The sequence below is a fragment of the Streptomyces kronopolitis genome (assembly GCF_050953795.1).
GTDB lineage: Bacteria > Actinomycetota > Actinomycetes > Streptomycetales > Streptomycetaceae > Streptomyces > Streptomyces kronopolitis_A.
In genome coordinates, this window is sequence record NZ_CP191850.1 from 2,223,119 (window position 1) to 2,240,985 (window position 17,867).

Sequence of the window (17,867 nt, forward strand, 5' to 3'; positions counted from 1 at the left end):
TCCCGGCGAGGCTTACCGGCCAGTAAGGTGAGCGCCCGTGACTGATCACGACCAGATCTCGCGCCGCACCGCCGTTACGGCCGTAGCCGCCACCGCCGCCCTCCTGCCGTTCGCCGGCGCCGCCGCGGCCCACGCCCAAGGGAACCGGGAACAGGGGCAGTTCTTCCAGCACGGAGTCGCCTCGGGGGACCCGCTGCCCGACGGCATCCTGCTGTGGACCCGCCTCACGCCCACCGCCGCGGCCACCCCGGGCTCCGGCCGCGGGCCGGCCACCAAGGTGAGCTGGGAGGTGGCGAGCGACAAGGACTTCGCGTCCGTCGTCGCACGGGGGAACCTCACCGCCACGGCTGCCGCCGACCACACCGTCAAGGCGGACGTCCGCGGCCTGCGCCCGGCCACCCACTACTACTACCGCTTCACCGCCGGCGGACAGCACTCCCCCGTCGGCCGCACCCTCACCGCGCCCGCCGAGGGCACCTCCGCGGGCAACGTCCGCTTCGGCGTGGTCTCCTGCGCCAACTGGGAGTCCGGCTACTTCTCCCCCTACCGCCATCTGGCCGCCCGCAGCGACCTGGACGCGGTGCTGCACCTCGGCGACTACCTCTACGAGTACAAGTCCGGCGAGTACCCGGAGTTCAAGTACGTCGTCCGCCCGCACTCCCCCTCGCACGAGCTGCTCACCCTCGCCGACTACCGCATCCGGCACGGCGTCCACAAGACCGACCCGGACGCGCTGGCCATGCACGCCACGCACCCGGTCATCGCCATCTGGGACGACCACGAGTTCGCCGACAACGCCTGGAAGGGCGGCGCGGTCAACCACACCCCGGGCACCGAGGGCGACTGGTCCACGCGGATGGCCGCGGCGAAGCAGGCGTACTTCGAGTGGATGCCGGTGCGCCCCTCGATCGCCGGCACCACCTACCGCAGGCTGCGCTTCGGCACGCTCGCCGATCTGCACCTGCTGGATCTGCGCTCGTTCCGCGACCAGCAGGCCAAGCCGGGCAGCGGCGCGGTCGACGACCCCAACCGGACGATCACCGGGCGGGCCCAACTGGACTGGCTCAAGCAGGGGCTGGCGCGTTCGGACACCGCCTGGCGGCTGGTCGGCACCTCGGTGATGATCTCCCAGGTCGCGTTCGGGGCGATACCCGCGAAGCTGCTCGGCCCGCTCGCCGAGATCCTCGGGATACCCAAGGAGGGCCTGGCGATCAACACCGACCAATGGGACGGCTACACCGACGACCGGCACGAGCTGCTCAGCCACCTCAGCGACCGCGGCATCGACAACACCGTGTTCCTGACCGGCGACATCCACATGGCCTGGGCCAACGACGTCCCGCTCCAGGCGGCGACCTACCCCGCGTCCGCGCCGGTGGCGACGGAGTTCGTGGTCACCTCCGTCACCTCCGACAACGTGGACGACATCCTGCACGTCGCCCCGCACACGCTCTCCCTGGCCGGCGTCGCGGCCATCCGCGCGGCCAACCGCCATGTGAAGTGGCTGGACATGGACTCGCACGGCTACGGGGTGCTGGACGTCACCGCCGAGCGGACGCAGATGGACTACTTCGGGGTCTCCGACAAGACCGACCCACAGGCCACCAGCTCCCTGCTGCGCTCGTACCGCACCCGCTCCGGCACCCAGCGGATGGAGCGGGCCGACCAGCCGGTGGGTTGAGGGGCACCCCTCCCCCGGCGCTCCTCCCCCCGGCGCGCCTCCCCCCGGCCCCGCCCGCCCGGCTCACAGCCCGGCGAGGAAGCCCTGGGCCACCTTCCACATGCGCTCCGCCGCCTCCGCGTCGTGGTCGGGCAGGCCGGGGTCGGTGAAGAGATGGCCGGCGCCGGCGTAGCGGTAGACCTCTACGTCCGCGCCGGCCCGGCGCATCTGGAGGTACCAGGCGTTCAGCCAGTCGTGCGGCTCGTAGGGGTCGGGGTCGGCGACGTGCAGCTGGACCGGCAGATCGTCGGCGACGGTGTCCTCCGCGATGTCGGAGGTGCCGTGCAGGAGCAGCAGACCACGGGTCCGCTCGTCGCCCAGCGCGAGGTTCTGGGCGACCGAGCCGCCGAAGGAGAAGCCGGCGTAGACCAGCCCGCGGTCGGAGTACGGCGCCACGGCCGTGATGGCCCGCTTGAGCAGCTCGTCCTTGCCGATCTCGTCCTTGATGAGGATGCCGTCCGGGACCGACTCCGCGGTCCGGCCGTCGAACAGGTCGGGAACGATCACCTCGTGTCCCGCGGCCCGCAGCCGGTCGGCCGCGGCGTGCACCGCGGGCCGCAGCCCGCACACCGAGTGGAACAACACAATCGTCGAAAGCCCGCTGGTCGGGGACTCGGCGGAGGCCGGCACTGACATCACTTCCCTGGGTTGAACCGATCTCCCCCCATCGTGCCAGTTACCGTCGGGTGGACCGGGTACCAGCACACCACAGTGCCCCGCACCCCATGGAGGAGGAGTCCCGTGTCACTGGAGGACGTACTGCGTCCGGTCGTCGTCATCGGCGGCTCGGTCCTGCTCACGCTCATCCTGGTCTGGCTCGCCGACCGGGCCCTGTGCCGGATCGACGCCGCACACCCCGAGACCCCGCTGTGGGGACTGCTGCGGCGCTGCCGGATACCCCTGCAAGTGGCGCTGTGCACGGCGCTGTTGCGCGGCTCGTACGACGCGACCGGGGTCCGGCTCATCGACGACCACGCGGTGGGCATCGGCCGGACGCTGACCCTGGTGCTGATAGCGGCCACCGCCTGGCTGGTCGTCCGGGCCGCCGTGGCGATCGTCGAGTCGTCGTACTCGCGCTACGCGGCAGGTGCCCGGGACGCGGCACGGGTGCGCCGGGTGCGGACCCAGGTGACGCTGATCCAGCGGGTGGTCACGGCCGTGGTGATCGTCGTCGCGGCCGCCTCGATGCTGCTGACGTTCCCGGCGATGCAGGCGGTGGGCACCTCCATGCTGGCGTCCGCCGGAGTGGTGGGCATCGTCGCCGGTGTCGCCGCCCAGTCCACCCTCGGCAACCTCTTCGCCGGGCTGCAGATCGCGTTCGGCGACATGGTGCGGATCGGGGACACCGTCGTCGTGGACGGCGAGTGGGGCACCGTCGAGGAGATCACCCTGACGTTTCTGACCGTCCGGACCTGGGACGAGCGCCGGATCACCATGCCGGTGTCGTATTTCACGGGCAAGCCGTTCGAGAACTGGTCGCGCGGCGGTGCGCAGATGACCGGCACGGTGTTGCTCCACCTCGACCACAGCGCGCCGGTGGAGAAGATGCGGCAGCGGCTGCTGGAGATCCTCCAGGAGTGCCCGGAGTGGGACGGCCGGTCCTGGAGCCTGCTGGTGACCGACACCACACCGACCACGATCGTGGTCCGCGCGCTGGCCACCGCCCGGGACGCGGACACCCTGTGGACGGTGCGCTGCGTGGTGCGCGAACGGCTGCTGGAGTGGCTGCAGGCCGAGCACGCCTACGCGCTGCCGCGGATCACCACCGCGCCGGCGCAGATCGACCTGCCCCCGGCCCGCCGGGGCACGCCGGAGAGCGCCGAGCCCACGCACGGCTGAGCGGGCCGCCCGTCAGGGCGTGCCCCGCAGGCTGCGCACGTCCAGATGCCGCAGCACCCGGTCGACGATCTCGGGGTCCGCGCCCGGTTCGCTGCGGGCCGCCAGCACCTCGTGCCGGGCGGCGGAGAGCATCTCGCCCTGGATGCGCTGCACCTTCTTCATCCGGGCGATGCGCTTCTCGAAGAGCTCGCGCCGCTCGTCGTCGACGATGTCCGGCGCGATCCGGGCGCCGATGTCGTGCGCCCGGCGGGCCAGCTGGTCGCTGATCTCGTCGGGCAGCTCCTCGACCTCCAGGATCTCCTTCAGCCGGTGCTTGGACGCCTTGATCACCCGCAGCGCCAGCTCCCGCTCCAGCGCGTCCACCGCGTCGGTGTCGGCCCGCACCCGCAGCCGGCGCACCAGCCAGGGCAGGGTCAGCCCCTGGATGATCAGGGTGGAGAGCACCACAGCGAAGGCGATGAAGAGGATGTCGTCGCGGACCGGGAAGTCGTCGCCGCCGTCGATGGTGTACGGAATGGCCAGCGCCAGCGCCACCGAGGCCACCCCGCGCATCCCCGACCACCACATGATGAGCGTCTCGCGCCAGCTCATCGGGATGTCCTCGTCGTAGTCGCGGCGCTTGTGCATCCGCTTGGCCAGCCAGGCGGCCGGCAGCAGCCACAGCAGGCGGACGCCGACGACCACCCCGACGACGGCGGCGCCGGCGCCGAGCAGCTGGCCCCAGCGGTGCGAGGCGGCCCCGAAGATGTTGTGCAGCTCCAGCCCGATCAGCCCGAAGGCGACGCCGGTGACGAGGGTGTCGACGACCTCCCAGAAGGTGTAGCCGGCCAGCCGGCCCATCACGTCGTCGGCGTCGACGGCGTGCTCGGCGAGGAACAGCGCGCAGGTCAGCACCGCCAGCACACCCGAGCCCTTGAACTCCTCGGCCAGGACGTAGGAGACGAACGGCACCAGCAGGGTCAGCCCGATCTGGAGCGTCGGGTCGCCGAGCAGCCCCATCAGCTTGTTGGTGACCCAGCCGAGCGCCAGGCCGACCGCTATGGCGACCACCGCGGACAGCACCAGCGAGCCGAGCGCGCCGGGCACCGAGAAGGTGCCGCTGATGGCCGCGGCGAGCGCCACGTGATAGAGCACGATCGCGGTGACGTCGTTGAACAGCCCCTCGCCCTCCAGGATGGACACCATCCGGCGGGGCAGCCCGAGCTTGCCGGCGACCGCGGTCGCGGCGACCGGGTCGGGCGGTGCGACCAGCGCACCGAGCACCACCGCGGCGGCCACCGGCATACCGGGCACCACCGCCTGGGCGACGGCGGCGACCGCCGCGGTGGTGGCGAACACCAGCGCCACGGCGAGCAGGAAGATCGGGCGGATGTTGGCGGTGAACTGCCGCCAGGAGGTGCGCTGCACGGCCGCGTAGAGCAGCGGCGGCAACACCACCGGCAGGATGAACTCGGGCGGCACCTCGACGTTGGGCACGAACGGCAGCAGCGCCAGCACGGCACCGGCCAGCGTCATCAGTACCGGTGACGGGAGTCCCAGCCGGTCGCCGACCGGAACCATGACCACGGCTCCGAGGAGAAGGACGAACATCAGAGCCAGCTGGTCCACGGTGGCTACGCTCCGGGGTGGTCGGATTCGATCACTTTGCGCCCCCAGACTGCCATGGCATGGACTGGGACCCGCCGCGCCGGTGTCCGTTGTGTGTCAGTTCGCTCCCGCGCGGCCCCGCGGCGTCAGCTGCTCTCGTCCCGCACGGTGTCCAGCGCCCGCTGCAGATCGTCGGGGTAGGCGCTCTCGAACTCCACCCAGCGGCCGTCGGAGGGGTGCTCGAAGCCCAGCCGCATCGCGTGCAGCCACTGCCGGGTGAGGCCCAGGCGCTTGGCGAGGGTGGGGTCCGCGCCGTAGGTCAGGTCGCCGGCGCAGGGGTGGCGGTGGGCGGCCATGTGGACCCGGATCTGGTGGGTGCGGCCGGTCTCCAGCTTGATGTCGAGCAGGCTGGCCGCGCGGAACGCCTCGATCAGGTCGTAGTGGGTGACCGACGGCTTGCCCTCGGCGGTGACCGCCCACTTGTAGTCGTGCTGCGGGTGCCGGCCGATGGGGGCGTCGATGGTGCCGCTCATCGGGTCCGGGTGGCCCTGGACCAGGGCGTGGTAGCGCTTGTCGACCGTGCGCTCGCGGAACTGCTGCTTGAGCAGGGTGTAGGCGCGCTCGGACTTGGCGACCACCATCAGGCCGGAGGTGCCGACGTCGAGGCGGTGCACGATGCCCTGGCGCTCGGCGGCACCGGAGGTGGAGATGCGGTAGCCGGCCGCGGCCAGACCGCCGATGACGGTGGTGCCGCTCCAGCCGGGGCTCGGGTGCGCGGCCACCCCGACCGGCTTGACGATCACGACGATGTCGTCGTCGTCATGCACGATCTCCATGCCCTCGACGGGCTCGGCGACGATCTCGACGGGCGGCGCGGCCTGCGGCATCTCGACCTCCAGCCAGGCGCCGCCGTGCACCCGCTCCGACTTCATCACCTCGGATCCGTCGACCCGGACCTTTCCGGCGGCGGCCAGCTCGGCCGCCTTCGTACGGGAGAAGCCGAACATGCGGGCCAGCGCGGCGTCGACGCGCTCGCCCTCCAGGCCGTCCGGTACGGGCAGGGTGCGGATCTCGGGAATGGTGCTCACCCCACGAGTATGGCAGTTACGCCATGGTGTCCTGCCCGGCGGTCACGGGCCGCCCGATCGGCGGCCCGGCGCCCCCGCCCCGCCGCCGCGGTCAGTCCTTGTGGAGGGTCCCGTCGGGGTCCAGACCCCGGAAGGAGAGGATCACGATCAGGATGCCGCCGCAGACGATCGCGGAGTCGGCGAGGTTGAAGACCGCGAAGTGCGCGGGGGCGATGAAGTCGACGACCGCGCCCTCGAAGACCCCCGGCGTGCGGAAGATCCGGTCGGTGAGGTTGCCGAAGGCACCGCCGAGCAGCAGCCCGAGCGCGATCGCCCAGGGCAGGCTGTAGAGCTTGCGGGCGATCCGGGCGATCACCACGATCACGGCCGCCGCGATGAAGGTGAGGAAGATCGTCAGCGCCTCGCCCATGCCGAAGGCGGCACCGCGGTTACGGATCACCGTGAACTGCAGCAGCGTCCCGATGACCTCGATGGGCGCGTGGTGCTCCAGCTTCGCGACGACGAGGAGCTTGCTGCCCAGGTCGAGCATGTAGACCAGCAGCGCGACCAGCAGCAGGGCGAGGATCCGCCGCCTGCCGCGACCGGCGCCCGGCCCGGCCTGCGCCGTGCCGTCCTCCCCGGTGCCCGTCGTGGGGTCCTCCCCGGTACCCGGTTCGGGTTCCGGCGTGCCGGTGATGCGTTCCGCCTCTGCCACGTGTGAGTCCCTCAGCCCGTCGTGTCCACGGCCGGGCCCCGCCCGGCTGAACCACGAGAGTACGGCACGTCTCCCCTCGCGCGGGCGGTCCGGGTACCACCCCGCGACGACCCCGGCCGCCTCAGCGGCGCTCCTGCTTCTGCTTGCACTCCACGCACAGCGTCGCCCGCGGGAAGGCCTGCATCCGCGCCTTGCCGATGGGGTTGCCGCAGTTCTCGCACAGCCCGTAGGTGCCCGCGTCCAGCCGGCCCAGGGCCCGCTCGGTCTGATGGAGCATCTCGCGGGCGTTGGAGGCGAGCGCCAGCTCGTGTTCACGGGTGATGTTCTTGGTGCCGGTGTCGGCCTCGTCATCGCCCGCGCCGTCTCCGGAGTCGCGCATCAGCCCGGCGATGGCGTTCTCGGCCGAGACGATCTCCAGCCGCAGCCGCGCCGTCTCCTCCATCAGCTCGGTCCGGGCCTCGGCCACCTCCGCGGGCGTCCAGGGGTCCTCACCGGGCCGTACGGCCAGCTCACCGGGGGCCGTGGCCACCTTGACCGCCGGTCCCGCGGAGCCCTTGCCACGCCCCCCGGCCGTTGCGGCCGCCGTCTTCTTCGCCACCACCGTTTTGGCTCCCGTCTTCTTAGCGGGCACCCCGGCCGTCCTGGCCGGAGCCTTCTTCGCGGTCTTCTTCGCGGTCTTCGTGGTCTTCTTGGCGGTCGTCCCGGCCGCGGTCTTCTTCGCGGCGGCCTTCTCGGCCGCCTTAGCCGGCGCCACCTTCTCGGCCGCCTTCTTCGCCGGCGCCACCTTCTTGGCCGCGGCCTTCTTCGCAGCGGTCTTCTTCGCAGCGGTCTTCTTCGGTGCAGGCCGCTTCGCGACGGCCTCGTCGGCAGGCGTCGTGCTCTTCTCCGCGGCGGTCTTTTTCGCCACCATGGCCGCGACCCCTTCACCTGTGTGACGTTGTTCGCGAATCGTGACGGGAACGATAAATCGCCACACGCCACGCGGCAACGGGACGCACCGCCCGCGCACCCCCGCCACCCGGCCCGGACGTCCGTTCCGTCTCGGTTGTGCCCCGCCGCCCGCCCGGTAACCCGCCGTGCGGGCCGGCACCCGTCCGCGCGCCATTCGGGTCACGCGCCGGCGCCTCACGGGGCCGGCCCCCGCCCCGTGGTGCGCCCGCGCCCGGCCCGCCCGCACACCGCCGCAAATCCGGTCGGCCCCGGCCGGCGCGGCCCCGTACACTGGGCCCAGCGAGAGGCATTGACGGGACGAGTAGCGCCGTACGCAGCCAGCAGCGACCCGGGGACGGTGGAAGCCCGGGGGCGTGCGCGGCGTGAAGATCACCCCGGAGCCGCCGGAAGAAAGCCCGCACAGCACCCGCGGCGCGAGTAGAACCGGCAGCGCGACCCCAATGAGGGGGCGGTGCGACGGCACCGCCAAGGAGGGTGGTACCGCGGGAGCGCAGGCTCTCGTCCCTCCGGACGGAGAACGCAGCAGGTGTCCGCCCGGAGGAAGCCCCGATGAGTCCGCAGCCCCAGTACCGCCAGGTACCCGCCCAGGTAGACCTCCCCGCCCTCGAGCACGCGGTGCTCGAGTTCTGGCAGGAGCAGAAGGTCTTCGCCCGTACCCTCCAGCAGTCCGAGGGACGGCCCGAGTGGGTCTTCTACGAGGGCCCCCCGACCGCCAACGGCATGCCCGGCGCCCACCACATCGAGGCGCGCGTCTTCAAGGACGTCTTCCCCCGGTTCCGCACGATGCAGGGCTACCACGTCGACCGCAAGGCCGGCTGGGACTGCCACGGCCTCCCGGTCGAGCTGGCCGTGGAGAAGGAGCTGGGCTTCAACGGCAAGAAGGACATCGAGGCGTACGGCATCGCCGAGTTCAACGCCAAGTGCCGCGAGTCGGTGACCCGCCACACCGACGCCTTCGCCGAGCTGACGACCCGGATGGGCTACTGGACCGACCTGGACGCCCCCTACCGCACCATGGACCCCGATTACATCGAGTCGGTGTGGTGGTCGCTGAAGGAGATCTTCACCAAGGGCCTGCTGGTCCAGGACCACCGGGTCGCCCCCTGGTGCCCGCGCTGCGGCACCGGCCTGTCGGACCACGAGCTGGCGCAGGGCTACGAGACGGTCGTCGACCCCTCGGTCTTCGTCCGCCTCCCGCTGACCTCCGGTCCGCTGGCCGGCCGCGCCAAGCTCCTCATCTGGACGACCACCCCCTGGACCCTGATCTCCAACACGGCCGTCGCCGCCCACCCCGACGTCACCTATGTCGTGGCCACGGACGGCAGCGAGCAGTTGGTCGTCGCCGAGCCGCTGCTGGAGAAGGCGCTCGGCGAGGGCTGGCAGGCCACCGGCGAATCGTTCACCGGCCGCGAGATGGAGCGCTGGTCCTACGAGCGCCCCTTCGACCTGGTCGAGCTGGAGGGCGCCAACATCGTCGTCAACGCCGAGTACGTCACCACCGACGACGGCACCGGCCTCGTGCACCAGGCTCCGGCCTTCGGTGAGGACGACCTCAAGACCTGCCGGGCGTACGGCCTGCCGGTGATCAACCCGGTCCGTCCGGACGGCACCTTCGAGGAGCAGCTGGACCTGGTCGGCGGCCAGTTCTTCAAGAAGGCCGACGAGGCGCTGGTCGCCGACCTCGGCGCCCGCGGCCTGCTCTTCCGCCACCTCGCCTACGAGCACAGCTACCCGCACTGCTGGCGCTGCCACACCGCGCTGCTCTACTACGCCCAGCCGTCCTGGTACATCCGCACCACCGCCGTCAAGGACGCCCTGCTCCGGGAGAACGAGACCACCAACTGGTTCCCGGAGTCGGTCAAGCACGGCCGCTTCGGCGACTGGCTCAACAACAACATCGACTGGGCGCTGTCCCGCAACCGCTACTGGGGCACCCCGCTGCCCATCTGGCGCTGTGAGGAGAACCACCTCACCTGCGTCGGCTCCCTCGCGGAGCTGACCGAGCTGACCGGCACCGACCAGTCGGACCTCGACCCGCACCGCCCGTTCATCGACGCGGTCACCTTCGCCTGCCCGACGTGCCGGGGCACCGCGACCCGCGTCCCGGAGGTCATCGACGCCTGGTACGACTCGGGCTCGATGCCGTTCGCGCAGTGGGGCTACCCGTACCGCAACAAGGAGCTGTTCGAGAAGCGCTACCCGGCGCAGTTCATCTCCGAGGCCATCGACCAGACCCGCGGCTGGTTCTACACCCTGATGGCCGTCGGCACCCTCGTCTTCGACAAGTCCTCGTACGAGAACGTGGTCTGCCTCGGTCACATCCTCGCCGAGGACGGCCGGAAGATGTCCAAGCACCTGGGCAACACCCTCCAGCCGATCCCGCTCATGGACCAGCACGGCGCCGACGCGGTCCGCTGGTTCATGGCCGCCGGCGGCTCGCCGTGGGCCGCCCGCCGGGTGGGCCACGGCGCGATCCAGGAAGTCGTCCGCAAGACGCTGCTGACGTACTGGAACACCGTCGCCTTCCAGGCGCTGTACGCCCGCACCTCGCACTGGGCACCCAGCGCCGCCGACCCGGCCCCCGCCGACCGCCCGCTGCTGGACCGCTGGCTGCTCGGTGAGCTGAACAGCCTGGTCGAGCAGGTCACCGACTCCCTGGAGACCTTCGACACCCAGCGGGCCGGCAAGCTGCTGTCCTCCTTCGTCGACGACCTCTCCAACTGGTACGTCCGCCGCTCCCGCCGCCGCTTCTGGCAGGGCGACGCGGCCGCGCTGCGCACCCTGCACGAGGTCATCGAGACCGTCACCCGCCTCATGGCACCCCTCACCCCGTTCCTCACCGAGCGGGTCTGGCAGGACCTGGTCGTCCCGGTGACCCCGGACGCCCCGGACTCGGTCCATCTGTCCGGCTGGCCCGTCGCCGACAGGGCCGCCATCGACCCTGCGCTCTCCACGCAGATGGCGCTGGTCCGCCGGCTGGTCGAGCTGGGCCGGGCCACCCGCGCCGAGTCCGGCGTCAAGACCCGCCAGCCGCTGTCCCGCGCCCTGGTCGCGGCCCACGGCTTCGCGACCCTGCCCGAGGACCTGCGGGCGCAGATCGCCGAGGAGCTCAACGTCAGCTCGCTGGCCGCGCTGTCCGACTCCTCCTCCGGCCGGGAGGGCGGCGGCTCCCTGGTCGACACCACCGCCAAGGCCAACTTCCGTGCCCTGGGCAAGCGGTTCGGCAAGGGCGTCCAGGCGGTGGCCAAGGCCGTCGCCGCCGCGGACGCCGCGGCGCTCTCGCTCGCCCTGCGCGAGGGCACCGCGAGCGTCGAGGTCGACGGGGAGACGGTCACCCTGGCCCCCGACGAGGTGATCATCACCGAGACCCCGCGGGAGGGCTGGTCGGTGGCCTCCGAGGCGGGGGCGACGGTCGCCCTCGATCTGGAGATCACCCCCGAGCTGCGCCGCGCGGGCCTGGCCCGGGACGCGATCCGGCTGATCCAGGAGGCCCGCAAGAACAGCGGTCTGGACGTCGCCGACCGGATCGCCCTGCGCTGGCGGTCCACCGACGAGGAGGTCCGCACGGCGCTGGCCGACCACACCGGCCTGATCTCCGACGAGGTGCTCGCCACGGACTTCGTGCACGAGCCGGAGACCGTCGAGGACGGGAACGGCTCCTACGGCCCCGAGTTCACCGACGAGGCCCTGGCCCTCACCTTCCGGCTCCGCAAGGTGTAACCGCGGGCACCGCCCGAACGAAGCCCCCCGGCGCAGCTCGCACCGGGGGGCTTCGCCGTTCCCCCATGCTCCAGGGCACACGGCACAAGTCCACGCAAAAGGGCCGGGCCCCGAAGGAATGTTCTTCCCTTCGGGGCCCGGCCCTGATTGCCGACCGTGCGCGCTACGCGGACGTCAGTTGTCGTCCTCGTCGATGAGGAAGCCGCGCATCGGCGACGGCGTCTGCTGCATCGGCTGCGGGCTCTGCGGCCGCACCGGAGCCATCGGCTGGGTCATCGCCGGCGACATCTGCTGCTGACCGCCGTAGGACGGACCGCCGCTGGGCTGACCGGCCATGGAGTGGTTGCCACCACCCATCGGCTGACCGCCGCCCATGGTGTGGTTGCCGCCCATGGCGCCCGCACCGGCCGAGGCCATCGAGGGCGACGGCGGCAGCGAGGCGGTCGCCGGGGTCCGCGGCGGGGCCAGCGAGTCGTCGGCCTGGTTCTCCAGCTGACGCAGCTGGCTCTCCAGGTACGACTTCAGCCGCGTGCGGTACTCGCGCTCGAAGCCGCGCAGGTCCTCGACCTTGCGCTCCAGCGTCGCGCGGGCCGACTCCAGCGAGCCCATCGCCACGCGGTGCTTCTCCTGCGCGTCCCGCTCCAGCGCGTCGGCCTTGGCGCGGGCGTCCCGCTCCAGGCCCTCGGCACGGCTGCGGGCCTCGCCGACGATCTTGTTGGCCTCGGAACGGGCCTCCGCGATCGCCTGGTCGGCGGTCTGCTGTGCCAGCGACAGCACGCGCGCCGCGCTGTCACCGCCCGGGCCGCCCTGCTGACCGGGGCCGGGCAGCTGGGGTCCGCCGGGACCGCCCATCGGGCCGCCCATGGGACCACCGGGGCCCATCGGACCGGGGCCGTGCGGGCCCTGCGGGCCGTGGCCACCGGGACCAGGAGGCAGCTGGGGTGCTCCACCGGGCAGTTGGGGAGGTCCACCCATCCCCTGCTGCTGCTGCGGCGGCACCGGCTGCGGACCGGATATGGCGGCGGGCACAGGGGCCCCGGGCCTCTGCTGCTGCTCCTGCTGCTGGTCCGGTCCCTTGCGCAGACCCTGCTGCTGCTGGTTCTGCGCGGCGGCGCGGGTGGCGGCCGCAAGCTTGGCGCGAAGGTCCTCGTTCTCCCGCAGGAGCCGGGTCAGTTCGGCTTCGACCTCATCGAGGAAGGCATCGACCTCGTCCTCGTCATAGCCTTCTCGGAGGCGGACGGTCGTGAACTGCTTGTTCCGCACGTCCTCGGGGGTCAACGGCATCTCTACTTCACCTCAACGTAGTCGTCGGCAATCGGCAAGACCGTATCGTTCACACCAACAACACCGACCTCACGACGGTGATCAGGATGAACACGATGATCATCAATACGAAGAAGGACAGGTCGAGCGCCACGCCCCCGAGACGCAGCGGCGGAATTACCCGCCGCAGAAGCTTGAGTGGCGGATCAGTGACAGTGTAGGCAGCCTCAAGAATGACCACCATCGCCTTGCCGGGTTGCCATGAACGGGCGAACTGGAACACATAGTCCATCACCAGCCGGAAGATCAGCACGATCAAGAAGCAGTACAGCGCGATATAGATCACCTGACCAGCGACACTCATCTCGCGCGTCCCTCTCCCCTTGCTCCTGTGCGGACCCTACGGCCCTGGTGTGCCCGGTGTTGCGTCTCAGCTCTGGTTGAAGAACCCACCCTCTGCGATACGGGCCTTGTCCTCCGCCGTGACATCGACGTTAGCAGGAGACAGCAGGAACACCTTCTGCGTCACCCGCTCGATACTGCCGTGAAGACCAAACACCAAACCGGCCGCAAAGTCGACAAGTCGCTTCGCATCGGTGTCGTCCATCTCCGTCAGATTCATGATCACCGGAGTACCCTCGCGGAAGTGTTCCCCGATGGTACGGGCTTCGTTGTAGGTCCGGGGGTGGAGTGTGGTGATGCGGTAGGGCTCCCGCTCGGACACAACCTTGGGCATGATCACCGGTGCGTTCTTCTCCAGATTTGGACGTTCGGGTGTGATGGATGACACGGGGGCGATTCGCGCGGGTCGTCCGCTTTCCACGGTGAGCGGGGCGGGTTCGCGTTGCGCCGGAGGTGTCACAGCACGGACGGGTTCCTCCCTTTCCGGGGGGATTTCGGGCTGAGCCTGGTGCTGTTGACGCCGCCCCCGATCGGGTTCCGGGTCAAGCTCGGGCTCGAACTCGTCGTCGGGGTCGAACCCCCGGCCGTCGTACCCATCGTCCTCCACGAGGCCGAGGTAGACCGCCATCTTGCGCATCGCGCCGGCCATTCTCTGCGTCCTCCGCTCTGTGGTGGATCGGCTCCGTCAGCAGGGGCCTTGGATCCACGCGGCCTGCCCGCTTGTGCGGGAATGACCATATTTTGTGCTGTGGTCCGACTTGCTTGGCGACGTTACCGGAGCCGTGGTCGGACTCCGAGTACCGCAGTGCCGACGCGCACATGTGTCGCCCCGGCCGCCACGGCGTCCTCAAGGTCCGCGCTCATGCCTGCTGACACCATGTTGGCAGCAGGATGCAGCGCGCGCAGGTCGGATGAAATTTCCAGGAGGCGTCGGAAAGCGTCGAGTTCACGCCCGGCGTAGGGCCCGGCCAGCGGTGCGACGGTCATCACACCGTCCAGACGCAGCCCTTGGGCCCCGGCGATCGTCTCGGCAAGTGCCTCGACCCCGTCCGGCGCCACCCCGCCACGCTCTCCCCGCTCCCCCGACTCCGCGTCGAGCGCCACCTGGATCAGACACCCCAGCTCGCGCCCGGCCCGCACCGCCTCCTTGGACAGGGCGATGACGAGCCTGGCCCGGTCGACCGACTGAACAACTCCGGCATATCCGGCCACGGACCGTACCTTGTTCGTCTGCAACTGACCAACGAAGTGCCAAGTAAGCGACAAATCACCGCATTCAGCGGCCTTGGGAGCGGCCTCCTGGTCGCGGTTCTCCGCGACCTGCCGCACCCCCAGCTCCGCGAGCAGCCGTACGTCGCTCGCGGGGTAGGTCTTGGTGACCACGATCAGGGTCACCTCGTCGCGCGGCCGGCCGGCCTTGGCGCAGGCGGCGGAGATACGTTCCTCCACCCGCGCCAGGTTCTGCGCCAGCTGCGTCTTACGGTCGTCCGTCACCGCTCGGCCTCTCCCCGCCCCGGGCCGGGGGCGCCCCGAGCCATACATAGCTCGCGAGCCGCCCCGTCGTCCGGTCGCGCCGGTAGGAAAAATGGTCCGCGGATTCGCGGGTGCAGATGTGGGAATCCTCACGCAACGGCACGCCCGCCGCGGCGAGTTGAGCCCGCACGCCCGCGGTGACGTCCACCGCCGGAGTGCCCCAGCCGGTGGTCGCCCGGGCCTCGGGCACCGTCGCGGCGACCTCCTCGCGCATCGCCTCGGGCACCTCGTAACACCGCCCGCAGATCGCCGGACCGGTGTGCGCGAGGATCCGTGCGGGCTCCGCGCCCCGCCGGACCATCGCCCCGACGACCGCCGGGACGACCCCGGCGACCAGCCCGGGCCGGCCGGCGTGCGCGGCCCCCGCCACCCCGGCGACGGGGTCGGCGAGCAGGACCGGGGTGCAGTCGGCCGTCAGCACGGCGAGCGCGAGCCCCGGGCGGTCCGTCACCACCGCGTCCACCGCGGGGATGTCCCGGTCCGCCCACGGCCCGTCGACCACGGCGACGTCCCGGCCGTGGACCTGGTTCATCCAGACCACCGCGGCCGGGTCGAGGCCGAGTTCCGCGGCGGCGCGCGCACGGTTGGCGCGGACGGCCCGCGGGTCGTCGCCGACCGCGCCGCCCAGGTTGAGCTGATCGTACGGAGCGGCGCTCACCCCGCCCCACCTGTCGGTGAAGGCGAAATGCGCGCCGCTCTCGTGGTGCTGTTGCCCTATCACTTCGCTGCTTCGGTCACTTCAGGAAGTCGGGGACGTCCAGTTCCTCGGCCGCGGAGTCCGAGTACGGACGGGCCGGGGGAACCTGCGGGGTGCTCGCCGGGGGCGAGGGGATCTCGCCCAGCGAGGAGGAGGACTCGGCCGGGGCCGGCTCCTCGTCGCGCACCGGCACCGAACCCAGTCCGCCGAAGGACGACGAACGCGGCTCGGGCGGGGTGGCCGGACGGCTCGGGGCCGGGGCCGGCTCCTCGCGCTTCGCGCCGGACGCCGAGGACGCGTCGCGACGGGCCGGCGGCTGGCCACCGTCGAAGCCCGCGGCGATGACCGTGACCCGGACCTCGTCGCCCAGCGCGTCGTCGATGACCGCGCCGAAGATGATGTTGGCTTCCGGGTGTGCGGCCTCGCTGACCAGCTGGGCGGCCTCGTTGATCTCGAAGAGCCCGAGGTCGGAGCCGCCCGAGATGGACAGCAGCACACCGCGGGCGCCGTCGATGGACGCCTCCAGCAGCGGCGAGGAGATCGCCATTTCGGCGGCCGCCACCGCGCGGTCGTCGCCGCGCGCCGAGCCGATGCCCATGAGGGCGGACCCGGCCTCCGACATCACGGACTTGACGTCGGCGAAGTCGAGGTTGATCAGGCCCGGGGTGGTGATCAGATCGGTGATGCCCTGCACACCCGACAGCAGCACCTGGTCCGCGGACTTGAACGCGTCGAGCACGCTCACCTGACGGTCCGAGATGGACAGCAGCCGGTCATTGGGGATCACGATGAGGGTGTCGACCTCTTCGCGCAGCTGGGCGATGCCGTCCTCGGCCTGGTTGGCGCGACGGCGGCCCTCGAAGGTGAACGGCCGGGTGACCACACCGATCGTCAGGGCGCCCAGCGAGCGCGCGATGTTGGCGACGACGGGGGCGCCGCCGGTGCCGGTGCCGCCGCCCTCTCCCGCGGTCACGAAGACCATGTCGGCCCCCTTGAGGACCTCCTCGATCTCCTCGCGGTGGTCCTCGGCCGCCTTGCGACCCACATCCGGGTTGGCGCCGGCGCCGAGCCCGCGCGTCATTTCGCGGCCGACGTCGAGCTTGACGTCGGCGTCGCTCATCAGCAGCGCCTGCGCATCGGTGTTGATCGCGATGAACTCGACGCCCTTGAGCCCGACCTCGATCATCCGGTTGATGGCGTTCACGCCACCGCCGCCGATGCCGACGACCTTGATGACTGCGAGGTAGTTCTGCGGTGCTGCCACGTCGAAGGCCTCTCGCCTCGAGTTACGTGTCGTCGCCGCACGTGCGTGTGGACGCCGACTGATGCCGATGGGACGGTTCGTATTGCCGACCCGAACCCTAACGTTGAAGTTTAGGGTTACCTGTGCCTGTGTTCCTTGGTTCCATAGTCCCTTTGGAACGAGACACTAAGTCGACAAGGCGCGCACGTTCAACGAACACGCCGAACCTCCCGTTTTTCTTTTCACCCTATGTGATCACCCATAGTCGTAGCCATCCAGGGTGCTGGCCTGCGACTACACACGTCAACTCCCGGATACCGCAGGGGCGCTGGGCACCGACACATCGAAGTGGCGCGCGTCACGCGCCGCTTTCACCAGCGCGGCCAGCACCTTTGCCTTTTCGGGGCCCTGTTCGCTGCTGCCCCAGGCGACGGTGCGGCCGTCCGCCAGTTCGAGGGTGACGGCGTCGTAGGACCGGACCCGGACCTTCCGCAGGTTCTTGCGCAGCGCCGTGGGCACATCCCCGGCGACCTCGACGGCGGCGCGTCGTAGCCGGTCAGTTCCGAACTGATGCAGACTCGGAGAGTCGGATGCGGTCATTTCCAGAAGCGGAACACCCCGGGGGGCCGCCGCCACGGTGGCGAACCGAACCCCTTCGACGTCCACTTCGGCAAACTTTCCGCCCGACCGCATCAGCAGTTCCGGCTTCCTTTCGGTCACTTTCAGACCGATTGTGTTCGGCCAGGAGCGCTCGACGTCCACGGTCTTGATGCGCGGCAGCCGGGCGCGCAGCCGCCGGGCCAGCGCCTCGGTGTCCACGGAGGCCAGCGGGGCGTCCATCGGGGCGTGCGCCGCGGCGACGACCTCACCCGGCGTCAGCACCGCGGTGCCGGTCGCCCTGACGCGTTCCACCCGCAGCCAGTTCGAGGCGAAGAGCACCCAGACGCCGAACGCGCCGAGCAGCGCCGCGCCGACCAGGGTGATGATCAGACTGCGACGGCCCGGCGCACGGACACGAAGGCGTACCCACCCGAATCTTCGCCGTGGGGGCGCCACGGCGGAGGGCGGGCCGGACGATGACTTCTGCTCGCCGCGCCGGGCGGTTGTCGGTCCGGCCACGCTCCCCTGCC

General features: G+C 71.0%; 15 protein-coding genes. 3 read left to right on the top strand and 12 right to left on the bottom strand.

What is annotated here, in order from left to right; translation table 11 throughout:
• The first annotated feature begins 37 nt into the window (after positions 1 to 37).
• Positions 38 to 1,681, top strand: a complete 1,644-nt coding sequence (locus tag ACQP17_RS09725) for an alkaline phosphatase D family protein (protein ID WP_433855896.1) — start codon at positions 38 to 40, stop codon at positions 1,679 to 1,681.
• Between the two features lie 63 nt (positions 1,682 to 1,744).
• On the opposite strand, the gene ACQP17_RS09730 is transcribed toward ACQP17_RS09725, so the two are convergent.
• On the bottom strand, positions 1,745 to 2,356 hold the full coding sequence (locus ACQP17_RS09730; RefSeq protein WP_433855897.1) for a dienelactone hydrolase family protein: 612 nt from the start codon (positions 2,354 to 2,356) through the stop codon (positions 1,745 to 1,747).
• Positions 2,357 to 2,467: 111 nt separating this feature from the next.
• Here ACQP17_RS09730 and ACQP17_RS09735 point away from each other — a divergent pair, with 111 nt between their 5' ends.
• Positions 2,468 to 3,559 (top strand): mechanosensitive ion channel family protein, encoded by a 1,092-nt coding sequence (locus ACQP17_RS09735; RefSeq protein WP_433859870.1) that lies wholly within the window; start codon positions 2,468 to 2,470, stop codon positions 3,557 to 3,559.
• 12 nt (positions 3,560 to 3,571) lie between these two features.
• Here the strand turns inward: ACQP17_RS09735 and ACQP17_RS09740 are convergent, their stop codons facing one another.
• From ACQP17_RS09740 to ACQP17_RS09755, 4 genes are all read right to left on the bottom strand, one after another.
• Positions 3,572 to 5,149: a Na+/H+ antiporter gene (locus tag ACQP17_RS09740; protein WP_433859871.1), complete on the bottom strand. Its 1,578-nt coding sequence runs from the start codon at positions 5,147 to 5,149 to the stop codon at positions 3,572 to 3,574.
• A gap of 143 nt (positions 5,150 to 5,292) precedes the next feature.
• A complete protein-coding gene (locus ACQP17_RS09745; RefSeq protein ID WP_433855898.1) occupies positions 5,293 to 6,234 on the bottom strand; it encodes an RluA family pseudouridine synthase in 942 nt (313 codons plus the stop codon).
• Positions 6,235 to 6,325: 91 nt separating this feature from the next.
• Positions 6,326 to 6,928, bottom strand: coding sequence for a signal peptidase II (gene lspA / locus ACQP17_RS09750; protein ID WP_433855899.1), 603 nt, complete (start codon positions 6,926 to 6,928; stop codon positions 6,326 to 6,328).
• 121 nt (positions 6,929 to 7,049) lie between these two features.
• Entirely contained in the window at positions 7,050 to 7,838 is a 789-nt protein-coding gene (locus ACQP17_RS09755; RefSeq protein ID WP_433855900.1) for a TraR/DksA family transcriptional regulator, read from the bottom strand.
• 590 nt (positions 7,839 to 8,428) lie between these two features.
• On the opposite strand from ACQP17_RS09755, the gene ileS reads away from it, so the two are divergent.
• Positions 8,429 to 11,599 (top strand): isoleucine--tRNA ligase, encoded by a 3,171-nt coding sequence (ileS, locus tag ACQP17_RS09760; RefSeq protein WP_433855901.1) that lies wholly within the window; start codon positions 8,429 to 8,431, stop codon positions 11,597 to 11,599.
• A gap of 174 nt (positions 11,600 to 11,773) precedes the next feature.
• Here the strand turns inward: ileS and ACQP17_RS09765 are convergent, their stop codons facing one another.
• The 7 genes from ACQP17_RS09765 to ACQP17_RS09795 all read right to left on the bottom strand — a co-directional run bounded on the left by ACQP17_RS09765 (position 11,774) and on the right by ACQP17_RS09795 (position 17,856).
• The gene (locus ACQP17_RS09765) at positions 11,774 to 12,883 is read right to left on the bottom strand and encodes a DivIVA domain-containing protein (RefSeq protein ID WP_433855902.1); all 1,110 of its coding nucleotides are present in this window, start codon (positions 12,881 to 12,883) and stop codon (positions 11,774 to 11,776) included.
• 49 nt (positions 12,884 to 12,932) lie between these two features.
• Complete coding sequence (locus tag ACQP17_RS09770) at positions 12,933 to 13,226, bottom strand: YggT family protein (protein ID WP_433855903.1); 294 nt, start codon at positions 13,224 to 13,226, stop codon at positions 12,933 to 12,935.
• A gap of 66 nt (positions 13,227 to 13,292) precedes the next feature.
• Positions 13,293 to 13,913, bottom strand: a complete 621-nt coding sequence (locus tag ACQP17_RS09775; protein ID WP_006606158.1) for a cell division protein SepF — start codon at positions 13,911 to 13,913, stop codon at positions 13,293 to 13,295.
• A 122-nt stretch (positions 13,914 to 14,035) separates the two neighbouring features.
• Positions 14,036 to 14,758, bottom strand: a complete 723-nt coding sequence (locus ACQP17_RS09780) for a YggS family pyridoxal phosphate-dependent enzyme (protein WP_433855904.1) — start codon at positions 14,756 to 14,758, stop codon at positions 14,036 to 14,038.
• On the bottom strand, positions 14,742 to 15,518 hold the full coding sequence (gene pgeF, locus ACQP17_RS09785) for a peptidoglycan editing factor PgeF (protein ID WP_433855905.1): 777 nt from the start codon (positions 15,516 to 15,518) through the stop codon (positions 14,742 to 14,744). Before pgeF ends, ACQP17_RS09780 begins: the two co-directional genes overlap by 17 nt.
• 13 nt (positions 15,519 to 15,531) lie before the next feature.
• The gene (gene ftsZ, locus ACQP17_RS09790) at positions 15,532 to 16,758 is read right to left on the bottom strand and encodes a cell division protein FtsZ (RefSeq protein WP_189098355.1); all 1,227 of its coding nucleotides are present in this window, start codon (positions 16,756 to 16,758) and stop codon (positions 15,532 to 15,534) included.
• A 282-nt stretch (positions 16,759 to 17,040) separates the two neighbouring features.
• A complete protein-coding gene (locus ACQP17_RS09795; RefSeq protein ID WP_433855906.1) occupies positions 17,041 to 17,856 on the bottom strand; it encodes a cell division protein FtsQ/DivIB in 816 nt (271 codons plus the stop codon).
• Between the last annotated feature and the right edge of the window lie 11 nt (positions 17,857 to 17,867).